The sequence below is a fragment of the Arthrobacter sp. TMT4-20 genome (assembly GCF_054510775.1).
In genome coordinates, this window is sequence record NZ_JBTNDW010000001.1 from 353,313 (window position 1) to 376,876 (window position 23,564).

A 23,564-nucleotide genomic window follows, 5' to 3' on the forward strand; every position below is an offset into this window, starting at 1 on the left:
GATAGCGTCAAAGGCATGGATAGCTGGCATCACCACCCACGAGCGGCCTTTGACCTCGAGACCACTGGACGCGACCCGCTGGCGGCCCGGATTGTCACCGCGTCGATAGTGCTGGTGGACGCGGATGGCTCAGCGCTTGAGCAACATGAGTGGTTGGCCGACCCCGGTGTTGAGATCCCCCTGGAGGCTGCAGCAATCCATGGGGTCAGCACCGAGCGGGCCCGTGCCGAGGGCCAACCGGTGGCCCGGGTAGTGCAGGAAATCGCCGCAGTCCTGAATCGTCTGTTCACAGCGGGAATTCCCGTCCTGGCTTTCAACGCACGCTACGACTTCACTGTGCTGGCCAGTGAAGGTGCCCGGCATGCGGTACCCGTACCCCATCCGTTCCCGGTCCTCGACCCGTACATCATGGACAAGCAGGCTGATCGTTTCCGCCGTGGAAAACGGACCCTGACAGCTATGTCTGAACACTATGGGGTGGCGTTTGAAAACGCCCACACGTCGGCCGCGGATGTGCTGGCAACCTTGCAGGTCGCGGCGGTCCTTGCCGAACGCTTCCCGCATCTGCAACGTCCCGCAGGAGTACTTCATGCATCGCAGGTGGTGTGGGCGGCCCGGCAGGCCGCGAGCTTCCAGGAATACCTCCGCCGCGAGGATCCGGCGGCAGTCGTTGAAGGGCGCTGGCCCGCGATCGCCTCCTAGGGACATCACGGGAACGCCGCCGCGAGTCCACTTTTCCGAAGATTCTTCGATCTGGAGGCGGGGATGCCCCAGACGGCGCCCGATGAGTGATTCAGGGCACTAAAGTTCAGTCACTTCTTTCATGCGTGTGATGATGGCTTGGGCATCGATCGATTCGCCCTCCGGCCGTGATACACCCGATCATCCGGCCGTCGCCAGCAACCATGAGGGCCCATGATCACAGTTTCCGACCTGCGTAAGACCTATCAGCAGGGCAGCCGCACCATTACCGCCCTTGACGGGGTGAGCCTGACCGTGCCCCGCGGGTCGATCCACGGCATCATCGGTCATTCCGGTGCGGGAAAGTCGACCCTCGTGCGGTGCCTGACCCTGCTGGACCGCCCCACCTCCGGGTCGGTCACCATTGACGGTCGTGAACTGACCGCTGTCAAGGATTCAGAGATCCGCACTGCGCGCCGTCGAATTGGAATGGTCTTCCAGCACGCCAACCTGATGGATTCCCGCACGGCTGCCCAGAATGTGGCGCACCCCCTGGAACTGGTGAAGACCCCCAAGGCAGATATCTCTTCCACGGTGGCACGTCTCCTGGATCTGGTGGGATTGGCTGGCTTCGCCGATGCCTACCCGTCGCAGTTATCCGGTGGCCAGAAGCAGCGGGTGGGTATTGCCCGGGCGCTCGCCTCCGATCCCGACGTGCTGCTCTGCGACGAGCCCACCTCGGCACTCGATCCAACCACCACTGACGACATCCTGGATCTGATCCATAACCTCACTGACACGCTGGGCTTGACGGTGCTGATCATCACCCATGAGATGAACGTCGTGAAGCGCATCTGCGATTCGGTATCGCTGCTGGAGGATGGCCGGGTGGTGGAACATGGCAGGCTGCAGGACGTGGCGGCCCAGCTCGACGGAAAGCTGTCACGGGCGCTGCTGCCGCTACCAGCCCATCGGCCAGGAAGAATGCCAGCGCTCGAACTGCTCCTAGCGGGGGATGTCGCGTCAGGGCCGGTCCTGTCCGATCTGGGCCGACGGTTCGATCTGAGCATCAATGTTCTGGCTGGCAGCGTCGAAAATCTCGCCGACAGCCGCTTCGGCCGGCTACGAATCGAAGTGAGTGAGCTGGCGCCAGTCGAAGAAATGCTGCAGTACCTGCAGTCCCAGGGCGTCGCGGCAAAGGTGGCATGATGGATTTTTTTGATCAGCTCTTCACTAACCCAGGCATCACCCGTGCCCTGCCCGAAGAATTCGCAGCAACGATGCAGATGATCGGCATCTCGGGCTTCTTCACCCTTCTGGTGGGGTTGCCGTTGGGCGTGTTTCTTTCCGCCAGCGCCCCCGACGGGTTGCGGCCGATGCCCCTGACCAACAAGGTGATCAGCGGCGTCGTCGTCAATATCACCCGTTCCATTCCGTTCGCCATCCTGATGGTGTCACTGATCCCGCTCGCCCGGCTCCTGACCGGCACCTCGATCGGACCGGTTGCGGCATCGGTATCACTGAGCATCGGCGCCATCCCGTTCTTCGCCCGACTGGTCGAAACCTCCCTCCGCGACGTCAGTTCAGGCAAGATCGACGCTGCTCTCGTGATGGGTTCCACCCGAATGCAGGTGGTGACCAAGGTGCTCCTCCGTGAGGCGCTCCCGGGTCTGATTGCCGCGTTCACGACGACGTTGGTCACCCTGGTCGGCTACTCGGCGATGGCCGGCATCATCGGCGGCGGCGGTCTCGGCCGACTCGCCTACAACTACGGCCTTCAACGGTTCGACACCACCGTCATGGTGGTGGTAATCATCATCATCGTCCTCATCGTGCAGGCCATTCAGCTCGCCGGGGACTGGGCTGCGCGCCGGGTGGATCACCGCTCGGCAGCGACGGCTGGGAGCGGTAAACGGCTGCGTCGCAAGGCTGCGGTCCAGGTGGTCGGCAGCTGACGCCGTCGCCGTTCCCAACACTCACTGCCTGCACCTACTTTTGTACGCCCCTTGAAAGGAAACCTGTTCTATTGCGTAAGTTACTCACCCTCGCTGCTACCGGCGTCGCTGCTACCCTCATGCTGAGCGCCTGTGGCGGTTCAACCGACACCGAGGTCGTCTCCTCACTGGATCCCGCCAACCCGCAAACCATCACCGTTGGGGCGAGCCCGCAGCCCCACGCCCGGATCCTTGAGTTCGTCGACGAGAATCTCGCCGAGGAAGCGGGACTCGACCTCGAGATCACCGAGTTCGACGATTACACCACCCCGAATATCGCGCTCAGCGACGGTGACCTGGACGCCAACTACTTCCAGCACCTGCCGTATTTCAACAGCCAGGTCGAAGGCCAGGGGTACGACTTCGCCCACGGCGAGGGCGTCCACATCGAGCCGTATGCTGCCTTCTCCGAGCAGCATGAGGACGTCTCGGACATCCCCGAGGGCGGACGCATCGCCATCACCAACGACCCCTCCAATCAGGCCCGCGCACTGACGCTGTTGCAGGATGCCGGGATTCTTGAGGGCATTGCCGAGGACGCCTCAGTACTTGCGCTCTCCGACGAGCAGAACCCGATGGGCCTGGAGTTCATCGAGAACCAGCCCGAACTGCTGCTCAACGATCTCCAGGACCCCAGCGTTGACCTGGCCATCATCAATGGCAACTACATTCTCGACGCGGGACTCAGCACCGCTGATGCCCTCGTCGTTGAATCTCTTGATGGTAATCCCTACGCCAATTTCCTGGCCTGGAACACCGCTTCGGACAATGATGCACGGATCGCGAAGCTCGAGGAGCTGTTGCACTCCCCCGAGGTCAAGGCCTACATCGAGGAACAGTGGCCCAGCGGAGACGTCGCTCCCGCGTCCTAGCCCACACCAGGGAACCCCGCACAGAAACGGCTTTCGTTTCCGTGCGGGGTTCCCTTGTTTGTGCCTGGGTGTCAGCCGACAGGCGTCAGCCGACAGGCGTCAGCCGACAGGCGTCAGCCGACAGGCGTCAGCCGACAGGCGTCAGCCGACAGGCGTCAGCCGACAGGCGTCAGCCGACAGGCGTCAGCCGACGGGCGTCAGCTTACGGGCGTCGCTCCTGCTGCGGCAGCCGCAGCAGCAGGCAACGCGTCGTAGATCCGGTTCATGGCTGCGTCGTCGTGCGCGGAGGACAGGAACCACGCCTCAAAGACGGACGGCGGCAGATAGACACCCGACTCCAGCATTGAATGGAAGAACGGGGCGTAGCGGTAGGAGTCCTGGGCCAGCGCGTCGGCGTAGTTGTGGACGCCGCCCGACGACGTCCCGAAGGCCACGCTGAACAGGTTCCCTGCCCGCTGGATGGAATGGTCGACGCCGGCGCGATCCAGTTCGGTGGAGAGCGCGGCTGACAGTGCCAGGGAGTTCGAGTCGATCTGCTGGTAGACGTCAGCGGTTGCATGGCTCAATTGGGCAACCCCGGCGGCCATTGCCAGCGGGTTCCCGGACAGGGTGCCCGCCTGGTACACGGGTCCCAGGGGAGCCAGGTAACTCATGACGTCCTCGCGACCGCCCAGGGCTGCTGCGGGGAGCCCGCCCCCGATCACCTTCCCGAAGGTCAGCAGGTCGGGGGTCCATGCTTCCTCGGCGCCGGCGGCGCCTCCGGTGAGGCCCCAGTATCCACCCGGCCCCACCCTGAAGCCGGTGAGAACCTCGTCGACAATGAGCAGCGCGCCGTGGGCGGCGGTGATCCGGGACAGGCCCGCATTGAAGCCCGGCCCCGGTGTCACTACTCCCATATTGGCTGGCGCGGCCTCGGTGATGACAGCGGCGATTGAATCCCCGTGGTCGGCGAAAGCTGCTTCGACGGCTGCCAGGTCGTTGTAGGGCAGCACCAGGGTTTCCGCTGCGGTCGCGGCGGTGACCCCGGCCGAGCCGGGGAGCGCGAGGGTCGCCACACCGGACCCGGCTGCTGCCAGGAGGGAATCCAAATGACCGTGGTAGCAGCCAGCAAACTTCACGATCAGGTTGCGGCCGGTGAACCCGCGGGCCAGGCGGACCGCCGTCATGGTCGCCTCGGTACCCGTGGACACCATCCGCAGCCGTTCCACCGCTGGCACCCGATCCTTCACCAGTTGCGCCAGGTCAGCCTCGGCCGGGGTCGACGCGCCAAAGGACAGGCCGTTGTCCGCCGCACGGTGCACCGCGTCCAGCACGGCCGGGTGACCGTGTCCGAGCAGAGCCGGACCCCAGGAACACACCAGGTCGACATACTCGCGACCATCGGCGTCGGTGACGTGGGGGCCTTTGGCCGAGACCAGGAAGCGGGGGGTGCCACCGACCGATCCGAAAGCCCGGACCGGAGAGTTGACCCCGCCAGGCATGAGGGCCTGCGCCCGTGTGAACAATTCTTCTGAAACGGTCATGGTTTACTCCTTTAGCCAGCCGGCGAGTTCGGCGGCCCAGTAGGTCAGGATGATGTTCGCCCCGGCGCGTTTAATGCCGAGAACTGATTCTTCGATAGCCCGACGACGGTCGATCCAGCCATTCGCAGCGGCGGCCTCGATCATGGCGTACTCCCCCGAGATCTGGTAGGCGCCCACCGGCACAGGAGACAGCGCCGCAACATCAGCGAGGATGTCGAGGTAGCTCATTGCTGGTTTGACCATCACCATGTCTGCGCCTTCCTCGAGGTCCAGTTCGACCTCCAGGAGTGCTTCGCGGCGGTTTGCTGCGTCCATTTGGTAGGTTCGCCGGTCGCCCTTGAGCTGCGAATCGACTGCCTCACGGAACGGGCCGTAAAAGGCTGACGCGTATTTGGCGGCGTAGGCCAGAACGGCAGTTTCCTGATGCCCTGCCTCCTCAAGCGCCTGACGGATGACTGCCACTTGACCGTCCATCATGCCTGACGGACCGAGAACGTGCGCCCCGGCGTTGGCCTGGGCGACAGCCATTTCGGCATACACCGCGAGTGTCGCATCGTTGTCGACCGTTCCGTCGGACGCGAGCACGCCACAGTGCCCATGGTCGGTGAATTCGTCGAGGCAGACATCGCTCATGACCACCAGGTCGTTTCCCACCTCAGCCCGAACGTCAGCGATCGCCCGGTTCAGGACGCCGTCCGGGTCAAGCCCTGCGCTGCCCGTCGCATCGCGCTGGGCGGGGATACCAAAGAGCATGATCCCGCCGACACCCAACTGGACCGCCTCCGCGGCTGCACGCTTCAGCGACTCGGTGCTGTGCTGGACCACTCCGGGCATCGAGGAAATGGGGTGCGGGCTGGTGAGCCCCTCGCGGATGAACGCTGGCAGCACCAGTTCGGCGGGGCTCAGTCGGTGCTCGGCGGTCAGGCGCCTCAGCGCCGGAGTGGTCCGCAGCCGGCGTGGTCGGTGTTGGGGGAAACTCATGGGTGCTCCTCTTCTCTTGCAGTCAGCTTTTCACGTTCGGGATGGTCCTGCATCGCGGCTGCGATCGCATCGGCGATCCCCGCGGGCGTCGGGTCGGCTGCTACCGCGGCGATGGGGATACCGCGCCGTTGCGCTTCAGCAGCAGTGCTGGCACCGATCATGACGGCGGCGAGTCCGGCCGGAAAGCCTTCGGCGGGTGAGTGAGTGGTCCGTTCGCTCAACCTGCGGACGGTGCTGGGGGAAGTGAACACCACGGCATCGATAGCGCCAGCTGCGACAGCTGTCCAGAAACCGGCTGGGTCCAGTTCGGGCAGCTCGGGGCACCTATCCGGGGCTTCCGGTCCGCTGGCTCCAGTTCCATCGTGTTCAGCAGGTCCGCCAGGTCCCACACTGGCGGTGATCCGACGCGACGGGTCCGCCGGGTAGGACACGGTACGGTACGCGGTGATTTGCACCAGGTCCCAGCCCTGACTGCTGAGTAGGCGCTCAAGGGTGTCGGCTGCAATGTCGGCTTGCGGGAGGAGGATGCGACCCTCGGGTGCCAGCCCGCTGAAGGCGGCGGCCAGTCCGACGGCCGAACTCTCATGACCGGTCCGATCAGGCACCAGGTCAGCCCTCAGACCTTCGGCGAACAGCGCCCCGGCGGTCGCCTCCCCCACCGCCGCGATGCGTGTGCCGGACGGGACCGCTGAGCCAAGCGCAAGTCCACGGCGAGCCAACTGCTGTTTCAGCGCCCGAACCGTGGTGCTGCTGGTCGCCACGAGCCAGCTAAACGCCCCGCCGGCCAGCTCATTCAGGGCAGCCTCGAGCAATGCTGAGTCTTCGGGAGTCTCGAAGTCAATCAGGGGCAGCAGTTGCACTGCGGCCCCGCGCGAGTGCAGCTCCCCCACCGTCCGGACGGCGTGCTCAGCACCTCGCAGCAACACCACGCGAACACCCTCCAGCGGGTGATTACCGGAAGTTGGGGCTGGGGTCATTGGGCGGTGAGCGGAGCAATGCTCGCGGCACCAGCGGCCAGCAGATCCTCGGCAAGTCCCACGCCCAGCGCATCCGCGCCATCGACTGAGAGGTCCCCGCCGGAACGAGCCAGCCGGAGCAGTTGGGTTCCGTCAAGGCTGCACACCACAGCCTGCAGTGTAAGGACTTCGCCGGTCACCGTGGCGAGGGCCCCGATGGGGGCACTGCACCCTGCTTCGAGACGGCGCAGGACCGCCCGCTCGGCGGTGACTGCAAGCCGGGTGGTGGTGTGGTCGTAGTCCTTGAGGGCTGCAGCGAAGGGTGAGTCGACGGCGTCACCGGTCCGGCATTCGACTGCCAGTGCACCCTGTCCGGGTGCAGGCAGCATCACTGCCGGGTCGATGAGCTCGGTAATGACGCTTTCGCGCCCCAACCGGAACAACCCGGCGGCAGCGAGCACCACCGCGTCGAGGTCACCCGGGCCCGACTCGCTCAGCCCGGCAACCCTGGCAAGGCGGGTGTCAACGTTGCCCCTGATGTCGATGACCTCCAGTCCGGGCCGTGCAGCACGCAGCTGGGCGGCCCGGCGCGGCGAACCCGTGCCCACCGTTGCACCGTCGGGGAGGGTGGCCAAGGTAAGCCCATCCCTGGCGCAAAGCGCATCACGGGTGTCCGCCCGTTCGGGAATGGCTGCGACGTTCAACCCCTCGGCGGGGACCGTTGGAAGGTCCTTGAGCGAGTGCACGGCAAGGTCGCAGCGGTCATCCAGAAGGGCATCGCGCAGCGCCGCAACAAACACGCCGGTTCCCCCGATCTGGGTGAGTGAACCCTTATGCACGTCGCCCTCGGTGCGGATCCGGACCAGCTCGTGGGCTGCGCCGCTGAGCGAGCTGATCCGCTCGGCAACCGTGGTGGTCTGGGTGAGCGCCAACGCACTGGCGCGGGTGCCCACCCGCAGGGGCCCGGTCACGAGGCGGGTGCCGTCCCCGGTAGTCCGACAGTCGAGTCCGCCGCGGCGACAGTGGGCTTGGGGCCCCTGCGGTTGGCGCAGCAATTGGGCCGGCAGACATCGAACCAGGGTCCCAGGTTCGTGGCGGACGGCCGGTCGGCGATGTTGTTGTCCACCGTGCGTTCGCAGACCAGGTCGATCAGGCCCGCGACAAACTTGTCGTGGGTTCCCGGGGTGGGGACCCGCTCGGCGAGGACGCCCAGATCGGCACAGGTCTCAAGGGCCTCGGTGTCGAGGTCCCATTTCACTTCCATATGGTCGCTGACAAATCCGAGCGGAACGATGACGACGCCCTTGGTGCCCGCCGCGGCGAGATCCTTGATCGCATCGTTGATGTCGGGCTCCAGCCAGGGCACATGCGGGGCGCCCGACCGTGATTGGTAGACAAGCGACCAGTCGACGCCGGCGGATTCCGGCACCCGGTCGAGCACAGCCTGGGCTGTGGCCAGGTGCTGGGCGACGTAGGCACCCTCGGCGTAGGCGGGCCCGCCGTCGGCCTCACCGTTGACCCGCGGCCCTGCGGCCTCGGCGTCGCCGGTGGGGATCGAGTGGGTGGCGAACAGGATATGGATTGGGGCGTCGGTTTCACCGCTGTCGGTCAGCTTCTGGCGCAGCGCTGAAAGACCGTTGGTCACACCCTCGACGAACGGCTCGACGAAACCGGGGTGGTCGAAGTATTGCCTGACCTTGTCTACCTCAAGCTTGCCTTCAAGGCCGGTCTCAACCAGGGCCATCCCCAGGTCTTCCCGGTACTGGCGGCAACTCGAGTAACAGGAGTAGGCGCTCGTGGTGACGGTGAGCACGCGGCGGTGTCCGGCGTCGTACGCCTCCTGCAGGGTGTCCGCGATGAACGGCGCCCAGTTGCGGTTGCCCCAGAACACCGGTAGATCGATGCCCCGGTTGGCCAGTTCGGCCTCCATTGCCGCCTTCAGCGCACGGTTCTGGGCGTTGATGGGGCTGATGCCGCCGTTGGCGCGGTAGTGGTGGGAGACCTCTTCGAGGCGTTCGTCGGGGATGCCGCGGCCACGGGTGACGTTCCGGAGGAAGGGAATGACATCTTCCTGACCCTCGGGTCCGCCGAAGGAGGCGAGCACAATGGCGTCGTAGTTTTTGGGCGCCATCCGCCCGTTGTCGTCCACGCCGTCGAGCGGGTGAAAGGCCTGAGCGGTCATCGGAGCACCTCTGCAATCCCGGCGGTATCGATCCGCCGTCCGGTGTAAAAGGGAATTTCGTCGCGCACGTGCCGCCTGGCCTCGGTTTCGCGGAGGTGGCGCATCAGGTCGACCAGGTCGACCAGGTCGGGTGCCTCAAGGGCGAGGATCCACTCCCAGTCGCCGAGGGCGAAGGAGGAGACGGTGTTGGAGAGGACCTGAGGGTAGTCACGGCCCTTCAAGCCGTGGTCGTACAGCATCTCGCGGCGCTCTTCCGACGGGAGGATGTACCAGTCATAGGAGCGGACAAACGGGTAGACACAGACCCATTCGGCCGGTGCCACGCCGCGTGAGAACGCCGGGGAGTGGCTCTTCGAGAATTCAGCGGCCCGGTGAACGCCCATGGCGGACCAGACAATCTCGGCCGTTGCGAATTCGGTGGTCCGACGGATCTTCCGGACGGCGGCCTGCAGTGCTTCGGGCTGGGAGCCATGCAACCAGACCATCACATCGGCGTCTTCGCGCATTCCGGAGACGTCGTAGAAGCCGCGCAGCGTCACCCCGTCGGCGTCGAGGGACTCGATGACCTGCTCAAGGGAGCCGGTGGCGGAGCCCTGTGTCACAGCGCTGCGTTTGAACACCGTCCACAGGGTGAAGAACAGCTCAGCCGCGGCGTCGTCGGCGGTGGCTGTTGAAGGATTTTGCGTGTGCTCCGTGCGGGTTTGCTCACTCATGGTACTAGTCTGCCCCTCAGTGAGGAGCAAACCGAAATCTGAGGTTCTACTGCGCGTAGAAAGTCGCGAAGATCACAGACCAGTTGGGTCGCTGGCCTGCGGGGCCAACCGATCAGCGAGGGCTTTGGCTCTCACCCTGGCGTCGTCGATGACGGCGACCAGACCTGTTCCAGCGAGCCACGCACCAGTGATTTCAAGGTGGCGTTCCGAGGCCGCGGCGGCACGAACCCGTGCCACCAGGTCACGGTGACCTACCGAAGCGTGGGGCAGGGCACCGTTCCAGCGGACCACTTTCCATCCCACCACGTCAGCTTCATCAATGGTGGTCTCGAGGAGCGCTGAGGCGTCGGCGAGCGCTGCCCCGTAGAGCGCGGTGTCGTCGGCCAGTTCATCGCCGAGCTGACCTGCCCGCCCGTAGGAAAGCCTGAGCACGTGGCTGCCCGGCCCCGCCTGATCCGCGAGCCAGGACCATTTCGCGGTGGCGTGGGTGAGCGCTTTGGCACTGACGCCCTCAGCCCCGGCTGCTACCAGGACCCCGGTCCCCCGCGGGTGGGCATCGAGTTCTGGAACGTCGACGACGAGGGTCACCAAAGCCACCCCCGGAACCGCCTGGGGGCGGTCCTCCCGCAGCCTTGGCAGTGCATCACCGAGAAGGTCGACGGCGCCTGGCCCGTCCACCGCCATCACCAGCGCCTCGGCTGCAATGGGGCCGCTGGCGGTGGTTACCGTCCAGCCCGTTCCCGACCGGGCGATTGAGAGCGCCTCACTGTCCGGCCTGAGATCGGCTCCGCCAGCACGAAGTTCGTCGGTCAACGCAGCGGTGAGTTGGGCCATGCCCCCGCTCAGGCCCCCGACGGCCGAGCCGGCGGGCGCTGCAGCGCGCATGGCGCCCACTGCCGCACCGAGCGATCCGTGGTGCTTCATCATTTTGCGAAGTCCGGGCGCCACGGAATCAACGTCAAGGTCATCGGGATCAGCCGAGAACACTCCGCCAACAACCGGCGCGACCAGGCGGGTGAGGACGTCGATGCCCATCCGGGCGCGCACCACCTCGCCCAGGCTGATTCCCTCGTCTTTGTACAGGCTGCCCAGCGGGAGCACCTTGTCCAGTGATGCCCGCAACGCCCCAGCCCTGCCGATGGCCCGCACGATCTCGGGGTCGAGTACATCCGCGGGAATACCGAGGATGCCGCTACGAGGCAGGGGCATGGCACTGTGCTGGGGGTCTTTGCCGGGGAACCTGATCCACGCTCCCGCCGGGTTAGGGATGACGAGGCGGTCGGCCAGGCCAAGCTGACGTGCCAGGGCGGGCACAGTGTCCGAACGGGTGGAATACGATTCAGCTCCGCTGTCAAGCCTTAAGCCCGCCACCTCGTGGTCGGCCACGCAGCCGCCGAAGGCTGATGACCGTTCGAGGACCGTCACGGTCAGACCGCGGGCCAACAGCTCGCGGGCCACGATCAATCCGGCCATCCCGCCCCCAACAACAACGACGGGCTTACCCGGCGTTACGCGTGGGGCACTGCTACGGTGCGGCATCGTTACGGTTCCACCGAGTGGATGAGTTGAACAATCCTTGTCAGGACCGCCGGGTCGGTTTCAGGGGGCACGCCGTGGCCGAGGTTGACGACATGGCCGGGGGCGGCCGAACCCGCCTTCAGCACGTCGAGCACGTGGGCCTCGAGGACCTCCCACGGAGCTGAGAGCAGCGCCGGGTCAATGTTGCCCTGCAGGGGAACTGCGCCACCGAGCCGACGATTGGCTTCGTCGAGGGGCAGCCGGTAGTCAACTCCGACCACATCGACACCAACATCATGCATTGCCACCAGGAGTTCCGAAGTGCCGGTTCCGAAGTGAATCAGAGGCGCTCCGAGGCCTCGCACAAAGTCCAGCGCCCGTCCGGACGCCGGGGCGACGTGCGCCTGATAGTCGGCCAGGCCCAGTGAGCCTGCCCACGAGTCGAAAAGCTGAGCGGCACTCGCCCCAGCCTCCAGCTGGGCCTTCAGGAACTTCCCCGAAGCGTCGGCAGCCCAGCGTGTCAGCGCACCCCAGGTTTCCGGATCGGCATGCATCATGGTTCGTGGGCCGAGGTGATCCCGGGACGGTTTGCCCTCGACCATGTAGGCGGCGAGGGTGAAGGGGGCGCCAGCGAACCCGATGAGCGGGGTGCTTCCGAGCTCAGCGACGGTCAGGGCGACTGCCTGCCGGATAGGTTCGAGCGCCTCATCGGTCAGTTCCGGAAGCGCTGCAACATCCGCGGCGGTGCGGACTGGTGTGCCGAGCACCGGCCCGACCCCTGGCACAATATCGACGTCTACGCCAGCCAACTTGAGCGGGATGACGATATCGGAGAAGAAAATGGCGGCGTCGACGTCGTGCCTGCGAACCGGCTGGAGGGTAATTTCAGAGGCCATCGTCGGGTCGAGGCACGAATCGAGCATCGCCGTCCCCTGCCGCAGTGCCCGATATTCGGGCAGGGACCGACCGGCCTGGCGCATGAACCACACCGGACGCCTGCTGGGACGCTCACCGCGGTAGGCCGAGATCAGCGGCGAGGAGGAAGTCCGGCCATCTACCAGGGGGTGTGTTGCACTTAGAGTCATATCTCGATTGTGCCAAGTTCGGGCGGTTTCGGTTAACCCACCGGACACCAGCGGGGCTCGCCCCTCCCCGGGGGCCGGGCAAAAGCGCTGGCCGGGTGGCGAACCTCACCCCGCCGAGGATCGCCGGAACGGCCGAAAAGACGCCGAACTTAGGCATACCTATTCATGCCTTGGAAGCACGTTTCGCTATGCTGAGTGAGCTGTGGTTTTACTATCTCTGGTTGCAACCCATTCCGATGTGGACTTGGAAACCGTCGCCCGACTAAGTGTCGGCGCCGACCAAGTCGCATCCGCCGTGCTCGCTGACGGCCCCGCCGTCTCAGGGGCGGTCACCCTGGCCACCTGCAACCGCCTCGAAATTTACTGTGATGCCGCCTCCGCAGACGACGTCGAGGCCGCACGCTCTGCAGTCATCACCCGCATCAGCGGACTGTCCGGGTTGCCGGAAAGCTGGGTATCCTCGGCGTTCACCACACGCACCGGTGAAGACGTGGCCCGCCACCTGTTTGCCGTCGGAGCAGGCCTTGACTCGGCTGTGGTTGGCGAACGCGAGATCGCCGGGCAGGTCCGCCGGGCCCTGATCGAATCTCAGGCCAACGGCACCACCAGTGGCCCTCTTGTCCGGCTGTTCCAGGAAGCCTCTCGCACCGCCAAGGACGTCGGGGCGCAGACGGCTCTGGGCAGCCAGGGCCGGTCAATCGTTTCAGTGGCGTTGGAGCTTGCCGCCGATCTGTCGCTGACCCGCGAATTCACCGACAAGTCAGTGGTGGTGTTTGGGACCGGCGCGTACGCCGGTGCAACGATGGCCCTGCTGAAGGAAAAGGGCTGCACTGACATCTCAGTGTTTTCCTCCTCCGGGCGCTCCGAGGCTTTCGTATCCACCCGCGGTGGCGTAGCCCTCACCGCCGATGACCTTCCGGCAGCACTGGCTACCGCCGATATTGTGGTGGGTTGCAGCGGCAGCGACAACCGGGTGGAGGCCGCCGACGTCGAGCGTGTTCGCGCCAGCGTCGACAAGCAGCTCATCGTCGTCGACCTGGCCCTCAGCCACGATTTCGACCCGGCGGTGGGCTCCCTAAACGACGTCGAACTGATTACCCTCGAGTCGGTCCGGCTCGCAGCGCCGAGCGAGCAGGCGGCAGCGCTCAGCCAGGCAAGCTCCCTCGTGGCCGAAGCAGCCCGCTCTTTCCAGGACCGGCAGAACTCACGGGCCATGGACACCGCTATCGTTGCCTTGCGGAAGCACACCCAGCAGGTACTCGAATCTGAGATGCAGAAAGTCAGGGCGCAACACGGCTGCACCGCCGCCGCCGAGGAAGTGGAGTTCGCGCTCCGCAGGATGGTCCGCCAACTGCTCCACGTTCCAACCGTGCGCGCCCGGGAACTGGCTGCCGAAGGACGACAGCAGGATTATGCGGCCGCTCTTGAAGCCCTCTACGGTATTGACCTTGAGGCGCCTGCCGACCAGTCGGCTGAGGCCAGCTGCCCGGTGCGGCAGGATCCGCCAGCGACGGGCACTGCGTAACGCTCGCAGTTTCGTTCCGGGCGATCAAGTCGCTGCATCCCCCACCGCCCTGGACCGCCTCTGCCGCTCATTCCGGGCAAATCCACCACAGCTGCACAAGTGTTCGACGACGGCGCCTGACTTCTGGCTGGGGGCCTAGTAGACCGGCTTGTCGGGCTCAATCCGCTTGACCCATTCGAGGATGCCGCCGTCAACGTTGTAGACCCGGGAGTGTCCTGCCGTGCGAAGGTGCTGCACGATGTCAGCCGACCGGCTGCCCGCCTTGCAATGCACATACACGTCCCTGTCACGGCTGACCGCCCGCTCCCCGGACAGGATTGAGTTCCTGGGCATCAGGGTGGCCCCGTCGATGCTGACAATCTCGTATTCACCCGGTTCCCTGACATCGATGAGGTCGAAGTCCCTGCTTCCACTCCCGCGTTCGCGCAGCAACTTGTCCAGTTCGACCACGCTGACTGAGGGCACACCGGGTGCCTTCCCGGTCGGCAGACCGCAGAACGCCTGATAGTCGATCAGCTCGGTTACTGAGGCCGCGTCTGGATCCCGGCGGACCCGGACCTCGCGCCAGGTCATTTCCAGGGCGTCGAAGATCAGTACCCGACCCAAAAGGGAAACCCCCGTGCCGGTGATGAGTTTGATCGCTTCGTTGACCATCACCGAACCGATCTGCGCGCAGAGGACGCCGAGAACTCCACCCTCGGCGCAGGACGGCACCGAGCCGGGCGGCGGGGCATCCGGGTAAAGATCACGGTAGCTCGGACCGTGCTGAGCCCAGAACACACTCACCTGGCCGTCGAACCGCAGAATCGACCCCCACACATAGGGCTTGCCGAGGATTTCCGCGGCGTCGCTGACCAGGTAGCGGGTCGCAAAATTGTCAGTTCCGTCCAGGATCAGATCGTATTCTGCGAAAATCTGCAACGCGTTGCTGTTGTCCAGGCGCACCACATGCTGTTGGACGGTCACCAGCGGGTTCAGCTCCGCGATGCTCTCCGCAGCCGACTGTGCTTTCGGCTGCCCAACGTTCGACACCCCGTGAATGATCTGCCGCTGCAGGTTCGAAACGTCGACGACGTCGTCGTCGACAATCCCGATAGTGCCCACGCCCGCTGCCGCCAGATACAGCAGCGCCGGTGAGCCCAGCCCGCCGGCCCCGATCACCAGCACCCGGGCGTTCTTCAACCGCTGCTGGGCGGTCAGACCAAAACCGGGAATGATCAGGTGGCGGGAATACCGTTCGGTCTCCTCACGCGATAGATCTGCATGCGGGGCAACCAGGGGGTCAAGCCCTGCTACAGGTGAGCTCATGCATCAAATGTATGCCCGTTGAACTATCGGAGGCCAGCCGTGCCATCCCGAGGTTACCCGCGGGTAAACTGGTGGCTACTCCCCCGGGCCATCGCCCCAGAGTGAACCCGTCCCAACGATCAAAGGCCAAACCAAGCGTGAGCGCAGAAGCACCGACCGGCGGCAAAGCCACACGCCTCCCGCGAGACGAGCGGAGGCGTCAGTTGTTGAACGCTGCCCACGAAGTGTTTGTTGCCAACGGGTACCACGGTGCCGCGATGGACGAGATCGCCGAGGTGGCCAAGGTCAGCAAACCGGTGTTGTACCAGCACTTCCCGGGCAAACGGGAGCTGTATCTGGCACTGCTGGAGAATCATTTGGCTGAGCTGACCGCACTGCTTGTCGAGGCGCTACAGTCCACCAGCGATAACAAGCTGCGGGTCCACGCAACCATGCGCGCCTATTTCCAGTTCATCGCCCAGGACAGTCAGGCCCACCGGCTGGTGTTTGAATCTGACTTGTTCAACGACCCCGACGTCAGTGGTCGGCTCGAGGAGTTCAACGCCCGGTTCGCTGATGCCATCGCCGGGGTTATTGCTGAAGATACCCACCTGTCCCATCTGGAAGCCACCCTTCTGGGACACGGCCTTGCTGGTATGGCGCAGGTCAGTGCACGGTACTGGCTGGAGACCGACGGCACCATGGACATCGATGCTGCCAGTGAGCTGATTTACCGTTTAGCTTGGCGCGGAATCAGTCGCTTCCCCAAGGAAATCTAGAGTAAGTTCCAGTGAGGGCACTTACCCACCCAGTTACCGCAACATCAGGAGGAAACCGCCATGGAAATCAAAATTGGTATCCAGAACGTCAATCGGGAAATCGTTCTCGAATCCGAGCAGACAGCCGACGAGGTTGCTGACATTGTCGCGAAGGCTATGAACGGCGGGGCTGAACTGCGGCTGGCCGACAGCAAGGGCCGCCACGTGATCGTCCCCTCGAACGTTCTCGGCTACGTTGAAATCGGTGCCGAAGAGTCGCGCCGGGTAGGGTTCGGGGCACTCTAAACGGGTCTTGAGGGCGGGCGGGGGCGACCATGCTGACACTGATCGCCGTCGCTGCCGCGACCCTGGTGATCGGCTTCGCCGTGCGGATCACCGACCGACGACATCAGCGGTACAACCCCCTGGTCCTTCCCGGGATTGCCCTGGTCTCGGGGCTACTGGGATGGATCGTCGTGCAGTTCACGGGGCTGGGGTATGACCCGACCCTCTTTTGGCTCAGTTGGGCCCTCCCCATTCTCGCGTCGACACTGCTCACCATCGCCATTGCCTGGTGGCTGGGACGACACCGTGAAATGGAAGAAGCGGAGGCGTTCAGGAGAGTCGCTGATGACTAGCGTGGAAAACTTATTCGGGCTACACCCCGCCCGGTGCCCGCTGTACGCTCGTTAGATGAGTGTCGCACCGCAGCTAGCCGTTACCCTCGACGACCGTTTCGCTCGGGAACTGAGCGAAATGGCTGTTCCCTGGCAGGCCGACGAAGCGCCTGATCCCCGGTTACTGGTCCTCAACGTCCCACTCGCAGCCCAGCTGGGGCTCGATTCGGAGTCGCTGCGGACCGCCGAGGGTTCGCGGCTTTTGACCGGCACTTTGCTGCCGCCGGGTGCCACCCCGGTGGCCCAGGCCTATTCCGGCCACCAGTTCGGCGGATTCTCCCCTCGCCTCGGTGATGGCCGGGCACTTCTCCTCGGCGAAATCACCGATCCTGCGGGCGGGATACACGATCTCCATCTGAAAGGTTCCGGGCGCACACCGTTTGCCCGTGGGGGCGACGGGTTGGCGGCCGTAGGACCGATGCTCCGCGAGTACCTCATCAGCGAGTCCATGCATGCCTTGGGTATCCCCACCACCCGGGCTCTCGCCGTCGTAGCCACCGGACGGCAGGTACGCCGCGAGACTCTCCTGCCAGGTGCCGTTCTCGCCCGGGTGGCTGGCAGCCACCTGCGGGTGGGTAGCTTCCAGTTTGCCCAGGCGACCGGCGACGTCGGCCTGATCCGCCGCCTAGCCGATCACGCGCTAGCCCGCCACTATCCCGAAGCCGCTCAATCCGAGCACCCCTACCTCGCCCTGTTCGAGGCGGTAATGGCTGCGCAGGCGGCCCTGGTGGCTCGGTGGATGCTGGTCGGGTTTGTTCACGGCGTCATGAACACCGATAACATGACCATCTCGGGCGAGACCATCGACTATGGGCCCTGCGCCTTTATGGATGAATTCAACCCAGCGGCGGTGTACAGCTCAATCGACGAGAGCGGGCGGTATGCGTACGCCAACCAGCCGGTAGTGGCCGAATGGAACCTAGCCCGGCTTGCTGAAGCCCTCCTGCCCCTCCTCCACGAGGACCAGGAGAAGGCAGTCGCAATGGCCACCGACGCGCTCGGCGGGTTCCGTCGCCAGTATGGCGACGCGTGGGCGACCGGGATGAAAGCCAAACTCGGCCTGGCCGGCAACCCTGATGATTCGGTGCTCCTGCCCCTGATCGATGAGCTACTCGCACTGCTTCAGGCTGATCGGGTCGATTACACCTCCTTCTTCAGGAGCCTCGGCGCTGCCGCCCGGGGCGACGCCGATCTGACGCGGACCCACTTTGCCGATACTGAAGGGGTCGACGCCTGGCTCCACCGCTGGCGTGCCCTTGGGCCAGACGCCGTCGCAATGGGCCGGTTCAACCCCGTCTACATCCCGCGCAATCATCTGGTGGAGGAAGCCCTGGCAGCTGCGACGGGTGGGGATCTGGTGCCGTTTGAACGACTGCTGGAAGCCGTAACCTCGCCCTACGACGAGCGGCCCGGGCTGGAACGTTATGCTGCTGCCGCACCCGACGATTTCGGCGCGTACCGGACTTTCTGCGGGACCTAAATTCGTTCGCCTTCGCCTGCCTGACGCCGAAGAATGTCAGCGGCATGTCGACCGGCGCAATGCGCCACGGCGCAGGCCTGAGGCAAATGGGCAGGCGCACGCTCAGCAGGGCGCCGACGGGGGAAACAAAACCGCCGCAGGCTGATGGAAGCGAACTAAGCGGTGAGGCCGAGCAGGCTCATGCGGCGGGAGTGGTTGCGGGTGAGCTGGGAAAACAACAGCAGCGTCTCCTTCTCCTGGTCTTCCTCGGCTCCTGCGAACAGCAGCGCGCCGAGGAATGCTCGCTCAATTCCGATGCGCTGTGCCTGGGTGAGAGCCTCCCCGACCAGTCGCCTGCCCCACAGCGCCAGCCGGGAAGCCAACCGCGGGTCGTCGGCAAGTGCCTCCTGCAGCCGTTCCTGCAGCAGCGGCCCCTGCTCATCGGCAGACTGGATCCGCCCGATCAGCTCTCGGGTCGATGCATCCAGCCGTCCGGCGAGCGCCGTATAGAAGTCGTCGGAGATCGCGTCGATCACGTACGCCTTCATCAGCGACTCGTACCAGTCGGCTGGCCGGGTTCGCTCGTGAAAAGAATCGATTGACGGTTGGAAGGGGGACATCGCGGTCTCGACGTCCACCCCCAACACAGCCAGGTGGTTGCTGACCATTTCGAAGTGCTCAAACTCTTTGACAGCCAACCGGCCAAGGGTGGCCCGGTCATGGAGGGTGGGAGAGAAACGCGCGTCTGAGGACAGCCGCTCAAATCCTGAGAGTTCGCCGTAAGCCATCACCCCGAACAGGTCAACGATGAACCGTGCGTAGCGGGGGTCCGCAGGGAGCCGGGGCTGCGTTCCGGCGGTGTGCTCGTCGGAGGCCTGCTGGGGAGGGGAGGACGGCAGTGAACTCATGGGGTTAAGGGTACCGGTGCCCGAACGCCTGAAACCCGGTGACGCGCGCTGCGCGCGATCCGGTGGGCGGTCGGTCGGTGTATTACGGTTGAGATTGTGCCGTACTCGCATCTTGATTTGTCGAATCGGAATTCCCAGCTGCAGCTGACCCGTTCCCTGCAGCTCCTCCGGGAGGAGTTGGGCCTCGAGTCCGACTTCCCGCCCGAGGTGCTCGCCGAAGCTGAGCACGCGGTCAGGAACCATTCCCGCCCGGATACCGATCTGACCGATCTGGGCTTCATCACTATTGATCCACCCGGATCCATTGACCTGGATCAGGCAGTCCATCTGGAACGCCGCGGGGCCGGGTACCGGGTCTGGTATGCGATCGCCGACGTGCCGGCATTCGTGGCGCCGGGTGGTGCGATTGATCTGGAGGCCCGACGCCGGGGCCAGACGGTCTACGCCCCGGACGGCAGGATCTCGCTCCACCCCGAGATCATTTCCGAGGACGCCGCCAGTCTTCTGCCTGGGCTGGTTCGCCCGGCCTACGTGTGGCAGTTCGAGTTAAACGAGGCGGGCGAGGTCGAGGACACCGACCTGCGACGCGCCCTCATCCGCAGCCGGGCCCAGCTCACCTACGAACAGGTGCAGCGCGACATCGACTCAGGCGGCGCCCCCGAGAATCTGCTCCTCCTCCGGGAAGTGGGGCTCCTACGGATCGAGCTGGAACGCCTCCGTGGAGGCGCCAGCCTCAACCTTCCCGAGCAGGAGATAGCCAACGACGGCGACAGGTACTTCATTCTGACGTCGCCACCGCTCCCGGCGGAGGACTGGAACGCACAAATTTCCCTGATGACGGGGATGGCCGCCGCTCAGTTGATGATCGACGGAAAAATCGGTGTGCTGCGCACCATGCCCCCGCCGGACCGGGAGTCCGTGGCCCGCTTCCGCCAGCAGGCGCGGGTGCTCGGCACCCCCTGGCCGGAGGGTATGGCGTACGGGAAATTCCTGCGCAGCCTTGACACCACCGATCCCCGCCAGCTCTCACTGATGCATGCGGCGGCGTCCCTGTTCAGGGGCGCCGGTTATACAGCGTTCGACGGCGAACTCCCCGCCGCCATGAGTCAGGCTGCCATTGCCGCTCCCTATGCTCACACCACAGCGCCGCTGCGGCGGCTGGTTGACCGTTTCGTTCTGGTGATCTGCGCCGCCCTGTGCGGCGACACCGAGGTCCCGGCGTGGGCGCGCGACGCACTTCCGGAACTCAACTCGCTAATGAACTCGTCCAACCAACTCTCCTCCCGGCTCGAACGCGGTGCACTGGACGCCGTCGAGGCAGCGTTGCTGAGTAATCTGGTGGGGCAGGAATTCGACGCCGTCGTCATCTCCGGGGCCAAACCGCCGAACGGAAACTCGCAGAACGGCTATCTGCCCGTCGGAACCATCCAGCTGGCCAACCCGGCCTTCGAGGCGAGGTGTGAGGGGGACCTGGTTGCCGGCGAGGCTGTCCGGGTGCGCCTGGTACGTGCTGACATCGATGCCCGTGTTACCCGCTTCGAACTGATCAATGGCCCGGCTGGTCCCGGCGTGTCGGGCACGCCGGCCGGGGCAGGGTAGAGTTTACTGCGTAGTAATGGATGCCCGGTCGTACTCATCATTCCCTGATAAGTTACCCCTGACCCGCAAGTACCTACGCGATCTTGAGTTCTTCTTAGCCGACAGGATTCGTCCGAATCCCCGGCCTGCAGTCGTAAGCCCGCGATCGGCTTCCACTGGACGCCATGCGCCTGTTCCTCCGGGCTGACCACACGTCAGCCACCCGTCGAGATCCAGCAGCCGTACGGCCTAAATGAACGGTATTTAATTGAACACTGAAAACACCCAGGTGACAGACACCCATCATCTCCATGCTGACAACAGCGACGACGAGATCTTCGTCGAGGAGACACTGGTAACCACCGAGGAGCCCCATAAAGAGGCCGAAGAAACGTTCGCGGACTTCAACGTCCGTGCAGACATTGTGGAGTCCCTGGCTGATGCCGGGATTATCCACCCGTTCCCCATCCAGGCCATGACCCTGTCAATCGCCCTGGGCGGACATGACATCATCGGCCAGGCCAAGACCGGCACCGGTAAGACACTCGGCTTCGGTATTCCCGCCCTGCAGCGCGTCGTCGCCCCCAAGGACGACGGCTACGACCGACTGCCTGTGCCGGGCGCCCCCCAGGCGCTCATCGTGGTTCCTACCCGCGAACTCGCCGTCCAGGTTGCTGGTGACCTCACCACCGCCGCCAAGAAGCGTCACGCTCGGATCGTCACCATTTACGGTGGCCGCGCCTATGAGCCACAGATCGAAGCGCTCAAGAAGGGCACCGAGATCGTGGTCGGCACCCCCGGCCGTCTGATCGACCTGTACCGCCAGAAGCTGCTCTCCCTCGCCAATGTGAAACTGGTGGTGTTGGACGAGGCTGACGAAATGCTTGACCTTGGGTTCCTGCCCGACGTCGAAACGTTGATCGCCGGCACCCCGGCTGTACGGCAGACCATGCTGTTCTCAGCGACCATGCCCGGCCCGGTGGTAGCTATGGCACGCCGGTACATGACCCAGCCGACCCACATCCGCGCGGCTGATCCCGAGGACGAGGGAATCACCAAGAAGGATATCCGCCAGGTCATCTACCGGGCACATAACCTCGACAAGGCCGAGGTGGTGGCCCGGATCCTGCAGTCCCGGGGCCGTGGGCGCACCATCATTTTCACCAAGACCAAACGCACCGCCGCCAAGCTGTCCGAGGAACTGATTGACCGCGGCTTCGCGGCCGGGGCGATCCACGGAGACCTGGGCCAGGGCGCCCGGGAGCAGGCGCTTCGGGCCTTCCGCGGAGACAAGATTGACGTCCTCGTGGCCACCGAGGTGGCAGCCCGGGGCATCGACGTGGAAGACATCACCCACGTGATCAATTACCAGTGCCCCGAGGACGAGAAAGCCTATCTGCACCGGGTCGGCCGCACCGGCCGGGCCGGCAAGAAGGGCACAGCCGTCACCTTCGTGGACTGGGACGACATGCCACGCTGGGGCCTGATCAACAAGGCTCTCGGCCTTAACGCTGCCGAGCCCGTGGAGACCTATTCCTCATCCCCACACCTCTACGAGGAACTTGACATCCCCGAGGGCACCAAGGGACGGCTACCCCGGGACAAGCGGACCCTCGCAGGCATCAACGCCGAAACACTTGAGGATCTCGGCGAAACGGGCAAGAAGCATCGTGCAGCCCCCGAGTCACACGGCTCCGGCAGGGGACGCGGCTCGGAGCGGTCCGGCGGCGGTGACCGTTCACGCGGCGGCGACCGCTCACGGCCGTCCGATCAGCGCGACTCCCAGAAATCCGGCGAAAGCTCCGGCAACCGCCGCCGTCGTTCGGGCGGATCAGCCGAAGAATCTGCACCGTCACGCCAGACGGCAGCCAGCGCGCCAGCATCGGGTGCCGACAACGCACCGGCCACCGACCGTCCCCGCCGCAGCCGCTCCCGCACCCGGAGCCGCAACGGTGAGGTAGTGAACAAGCCTGCAGCCGGAGCCGAGGGCTAGGCACAACATGTCCGTCCCCGCGCCGGCGCCGTTGTGGCGTCCGGACGGCAGCAACCTGGTGGTGCACGCTGACAACGCCGACTACCTCCCGACGCTGCCTGACAATTCCTTCACCATGATCTACGTTGACCCGCCCTTCAACACGGGGCGGGCCCAACGGCGTCAACAAACGTCGATGGTCCGCACCATTGATGGGACCGGGGACCGGGTCGGTTTCAAGGGGCACAGCTACTCGACGGTCAAGGGGATGCTGGCGAGCTACGACGACGCCTTCGAGGATTACTGGGAGTTCCTGGCCCCACGCCTCGCTGAAGCGTGGCGGCTCCTCACCGACGACGGCACCCTGTACGTGCATCTGGACTACCGGGAAGTGCACTACGTCAAGGTGATGCTTGACGCCCTTTTCGGCAGGGACAGCTTCCTGAACGAAATCATCTGGGCCTACGACTATGGCGCCCGTGCGAAGAGCCGATGGCCAGCCAAACACGACAACATTCTGGTCTACGTGAAGAACCCTTCGAACTACTATTTCGACAGCGCAGGGGTGGACCGCGAGCCCTATATGGCGCCCGGGCTGGTCACTCCCGAGAAGGCTGCCCTGGGCAAACTGCCCACCGATGTCTGGTGGCATACCATCGTCTCCCCCACCGGTCGGGAAAAGACCGGCTACCCCACCCAGAAACCCGAGGGGCTCCTTCGCCGGGCGGTCACGGCCAGCAGCCGCGAGGGTGACTGGGTACTCGACTTCTTCGCAGGATCCGGAACCATCGGCGCGGTGGCAGCGAAACTGGGCCGCCGGTTCGTCTGCGTTGACCAAAACCCCCAGGCGATCGACGTGATGAAGGCCAGGCTCGGCGCCTACTGCTGACCGGTT

22 protein-coding genes are annotated in these 23,564 nt (G+C 64.9%); 12 read left to right on the forward strand and 10 right to left on the reverse strand.

What is annotated here, in order from left to right; all coding sequences use genetic code 11:
• Nucleotides 1–15 precede the first annotated feature (15 nt).
• The 4 genes from ACX80Z_RS01585 (at nucleotide 16) to ACX80Z_RS01600 (ending at nucleotide 3,547) form a co-directional block, all read left to right on the forward strand.
• Nucleotides 16–702, forward strand: coding sequence for a 3'-5' exonuclease (locus ACX80Z_RS01585; RefSeq protein ID WP_024475741.1), 687 nt, complete (start codon nucleotides 16–18; stop codon nucleotides 700–702).
• Between the two features lie 213 nt (nucleotides 703–915).
• Complete coding sequence (locus tag ACX80Z_RS01590; RefSeq protein WP_019481677.1) at nucleotides 916–1,890, forward strand: methionine ABC transporter ATP-binding protein; 975 nt, start codon at nucleotides 916–918, stop codon at nucleotides 1,888–1,890.
• Nucleotides 1,890–2,636: a methionine ABC transporter permease gene (locus ACX80Z_RS01595; RefSeq protein ID WP_019481676.1), complete on the forward strand. Its 747-nt coding sequence runs from the start codon at nucleotides 1,890–1,892 to the stop codon at nucleotides 2,634–2,636. The genes ACX80Z_RS01590 and ACX80Z_RS01595 overlap by 1 nt, the downstream gene beginning before the upstream one ends.
• Before the next feature lie 71 nt (nucleotides 2,637–2,707).
• Nucleotides 2,708–3,547, forward strand: coding sequence for a MetQ/NlpA family ABC transporter substrate-binding protein (locus ACX80Z_RS01600; RefSeq protein ID WP_459314716.1), 840 nt, complete (start codon nucleotides 2,708–2,710; stop codon nucleotides 3,545–3,547).
• Between the two features lie 197 nt (nucleotides 3,548–3,744).
• On the opposite strand, the gene hemL is transcribed toward ACX80Z_RS01600, so the two are convergent.
• The 8 genes from hemL to hemE form a co-directional block, all read right to left on the reverse strand.
• On the reverse strand, nucleotides 3,745–5,070 hold the full coding sequence (gene hemL, locus ACX80Z_RS01605) for a glutamate-1-semialdehyde 2,1-aminomutase (protein ID WP_459314717.1): 1,326 nt from the start codon (nucleotides 5,068–5,070) through the stop codon (nucleotides 3,745–3,747).
• A 3-nt stretch (nucleotides 5,071–5,073) separates the two neighbouring features.
• The gene (gene hemB / locus ACX80Z_RS01610) at nucleotides 5,074–6,051 is read right to left on the reverse strand and encodes a porphobilinogen synthase (RefSeq protein ID WP_459314718.1); all 978 of its coding nucleotides are present in this window, start codon (nucleotides 6,049–6,051) and stop codon (nucleotides 5,074–5,076) included.
• Nucleotides 6,048–6,980 (reverse strand): uroporphyrinogen-III synthase, encoded by a 933-nt coding sequence (locus tag ACX80Z_RS01615; protein WP_459314719.1) that lies wholly within the window; start codon nucleotides 6,978–6,980, stop codon nucleotides 6,048–6,050. The genes hemB and ACX80Z_RS01615 overlap by 4 nt, the downstream gene beginning before the upstream one ends.
• A 44-nt stretch (nucleotides 6,981–7,024) precedes the next feature.
• On the reverse strand, nucleotides 7,025–7,978 hold the full coding sequence (gene hemC, locus ACX80Z_RS01620; protein ID WP_459314721.1) for a hydroxymethylbilane synthase: 954 nt from the start codon (nucleotides 7,976–7,978) through the stop codon (nucleotides 7,025–7,027).
• The gene (locus tag ACX80Z_RS01625; RefSeq protein ID WP_019481670.1) at nucleotides 7,975–9,189 is read right to left on the reverse strand and encodes a ferrochelatase; all 1,215 of its coding nucleotides are present in this window, start codon (nucleotides 9,187–9,189) and stop codon (nucleotides 7,975–7,977) included. Before ACX80Z_RS01625 ends, hemC begins: the two co-directional genes overlap by 4 nt.
• Complete coding sequence (gene hemQ, locus ACX80Z_RS01630; protein WP_019481669.1) at nucleotides 9,186–9,902, reverse strand: hydrogen peroxide-dependent heme synthase; 717 nt, start codon at nucleotides 9,900–9,902, stop codon at nucleotides 9,186–9,188. Before hemQ ends, ACX80Z_RS01625 begins: the two co-directional genes overlap by 4 nt.
• A gap of 72 nt (nucleotides 9,903–9,974) precedes the next feature.
• Nucleotides 9,975–11,441 carry a protoporphyrinogen oxidase gene (gene hemG / locus ACX80Z_RS01635; RefSeq protein ID WP_116778691.1) on the reverse strand — a complete coding sequence of 489 codons (1,467 nt, stop codon included), beginning with the start codon at nucleotides 11,439–11,441 and terminating at the stop codon, nucleotides 9,975–9,977.
• A 2-nt stretch (nucleotides 11,442–11,443) separates the two neighbouring features.
• Complete coding sequence (hemE, locus tag ACX80Z_RS01640; protein ID WP_459314722.1) at nucleotides 11,444–12,505, reverse strand: uroporphyrinogen decarboxylase; 1,062 nt, start codon at nucleotides 12,503–12,505, stop codon at nucleotides 11,444–11,446.
• A gap of 202 nt (nucleotides 12,506–12,707) precedes the next feature.
• Here hemE and ACX80Z_RS01645 point away from each other — a divergent pair, with 202 nt between their 5' ends.
• Nucleotides 12,708–14,030, forward strand: coding sequence for a glutamyl-tRNA reductase (locus tag ACX80Z_RS01645; RefSeq protein ID WP_459314723.1), 1,323 nt, complete (start codon nucleotides 12,708–12,710; stop codon nucleotides 14,028–14,030).
• Between the two features lie 135 nt (nucleotides 14,031–14,165).
• Here the strand turns inward: ACX80Z_RS01645 and moeB are convergent, their stop codons facing one another.
• Nucleotides 14,166–15,338, reverse strand: a complete 1,173-nt coding sequence (gene moeB / locus ACX80Z_RS01650) for a molybdopterin-synthase adenylyltransferase MoeB (protein WP_459314724.1) — start codon at nucleotides 15,336–15,338, stop codon at nucleotides 14,166–14,168.
• 137 nt (nucleotides 15,339–15,475) lie between these two features.
• Between moeB and ACX80Z_RS01655 the strand changes: the two genes are divergently transcribed.
• The 4 genes from ACX80Z_RS01655 to ACX80Z_RS01670 are packed head-to-tail and all read left to right on the forward strand — an operon-like array spanning nucleotide 15,476 to nucleotide 18,232.
• The gene (locus tag ACX80Z_RS01655; protein WP_237715215.1) at nucleotides 15,476–16,096 is read left to right on the forward strand and encodes a TetR/AcrR family transcriptional regulator; all 621 of its coding nucleotides are present in this window, start codon (nucleotides 15,476–15,478) and stop codon (nucleotides 16,094–16,096) included.
• 60 nt (nucleotides 16,097–16,156) lie between these two features.
• Nucleotides 16,157–16,381 (forward strand): DUF3107 domain-containing protein, encoded by a 225-nt coding sequence (locus tag ACX80Z_RS01660; RefSeq protein WP_019481663.1) that lies wholly within the window; start codon nucleotides 16,157–16,159, stop codon nucleotides 16,379–16,381.
• A gap of 29 nt (nucleotides 16,382–16,410) precedes the next feature.
• Entirely contained in the window at nucleotides 16,411–16,713 is a 303-nt protein-coding gene (locus tag ACX80Z_RS01665; RefSeq protein WP_459314725.1) for a hypothetical protein, read from the forward strand.
• Nucleotides 16,714–16,768: 55 nt separating this feature from the next.
• On the forward strand, nucleotides 16,769–18,232 hold the full coding sequence (locus ACX80Z_RS01670; protein WP_459314726.1) for a protein adenylyltransferase SelO: 1,464 nt from the start codon (nucleotides 16,769–16,771) through the stop codon (nucleotides 18,230–18,232).
• A 155-nt stretch (nucleotides 18,233–18,387) separates the two neighbouring features.
• Here ACX80Z_RS01670 and ACX80Z_RS01675 read toward each other — a convergent pair whose 3' ends face one another.
• A complete protein-coding gene (locus tag ACX80Z_RS01675) occupies nucleotides 18,388–19,119 on the reverse strand; it encodes a ferritin-like fold-containing protein (protein ID WP_459304057.1) in 732 nt (243 codons plus the stop codon).
• A 96-nt stretch (nucleotides 19,120–19,215) separates the two neighbouring features.
• Here ACX80Z_RS01675 and ACX80Z_RS01680 point away from each other — a divergent pair, with 96 nt between their 5' ends.
• The 3 genes from ACX80Z_RS01680 to ACX80Z_RS01690 all read left to right on the forward strand — a co-directional run bounded on the left by ACX80Z_RS01680 (nucleotide 19,216) and on the right by ACX80Z_RS01690 (nucleotide 23,558).
• Entirely contained in the window at nucleotides 19,216–20,718 is a 1,503-nt protein-coding gene (locus ACX80Z_RS01680) for an RNB domain-containing ribonuclease (protein WP_459314727.1), read from the forward strand.
• A gap of 247 nt (nucleotides 20,719–20,965) precedes the next feature.
• Nucleotides 20,966–22,690 (forward strand): DEAD/DEAH box helicase, encoded by a 1,725-nt coding sequence (locus ACX80Z_RS01685; protein WP_459314728.1) that lies wholly within the window; start codon nucleotides 20,966–20,968, stop codon nucleotides 22,688–22,690.
• Between the two features lie 7 nt (nucleotides 22,691–22,697).
• Nucleotides 22,698–23,558 (forward strand): DNA-methyltransferase, encoded by an 861-nt coding sequence (locus ACX80Z_RS01690; RefSeq protein ID WP_459304058.1) that lies wholly within the window; start codon nucleotides 22,698–22,700, stop codon nucleotides 23,556–23,558.
• The last annotated feature ends 6 nt before the right edge of the window (nucleotides 23,559–23,564 follow it).

Bases quoted from the DNA above. Each gene is read 5' to 3' on its own strand.
- ACX80Z_RS01660 (WP_019481663.1), top strand. From the start codon at position 16,157: ATGGAAATCAAAATTGGTATCCAGAACGTCAATCGGGAAATCGTTCTC.
- ACX80Z_RS01675 (WP_459304057.1), bottom strand. From the start codon at position 19,119: ATGAGTTCACTGCCGTCCTCCCCTCCCCAGCAGGCCTCCGACGAGCAC.
- ACX80Z_RS01590 (WP_019481677.1), top strand. From the start codon at position 916: ATGATCACAGTTTCCGACCTGCGTAAGACCTATCAGCAGGGCAGCCGC.
- hemB (WP_459314718.1), bottom strand. From the start codon at position 6,051: ATGAGTTTCCCCCAACACCGACCACGCCGGCTGCGGACCACTCCGGCG.
- ACX80Z_RS01625 (WP_019481670.1), bottom strand. From the start codon at position 9,189: ATGACCGCTCAGGCCTTTCACCCGCTCGACGGCGTGGACGACAACGGG.
- hemL (WP_459314717.1), bottom strand. From the start codon at position 5,070: ATGACCGTTTCAGAAGAATTGTTCACACGGGCGCAGGCCCTCATGCCT.
- hemQ (WP_019481669.1), bottom strand. From the start codon at position 9,902: ATGAGTGAGCAAACCCGCACGGAGCACACGCAAAATCCTTCAACAGCC.
- ACX80Z_RS01670 (WP_459314726.1), top strand. From the start codon at position 16,769: ATGAGTGTCGCACCGCAGCTAGCCGTTACCCTCGACGACCGTTTCGCT.
- hemG (WP_116778691.1), bottom strand. From the start codon at position 11,441: ATGCCGCACCGTAGCAGTGCCCCACGCGTAACGCCGGGTAAGCCCGTC.
- ACX80Z_RS01585 (WP_024475741.1), top strand. From the start codon at position 16: ATGGATAGCTGGCATCACCACCCACGAGCGGCCTTTGACCTCGAGACC.
- ACX80Z_RS01595 (WP_019481676.1), top strand. From the start codon at position 1,890: ATGGATTTTTTTGATCAGCTCTTCACTAACCCAGGCATCACCCGTGCC.
- moeB (WP_459314724.1), bottom strand. From the start codon at position 15,338: ATGAGCTCACCTGTAGCAGGGCTTGACCCCCTGGTTGCCCCGCATGCA.
- hemE (WP_459314722.1), bottom strand. From the start codon at position 12,505: ATGACTCTAAGTGCAACACACCCCCTGGTAGATGGCCGGACTTCCTCC.
- ACX80Z_RS01690 (WP_459304058.1), top strand. From the start codon at position 22,698: ATGTCCGTCCCCGCGCCGGCGCCGTTGTGGCGTCCGGACGGCAGCAAC.
- ACX80Z_RS01665 (WP_459314725.1), top strand. From the start codon at position 16,411: ATGCTGACACTGATCGCCGTCGCTGCCGCGACCCTGGTGATCGGCTTC.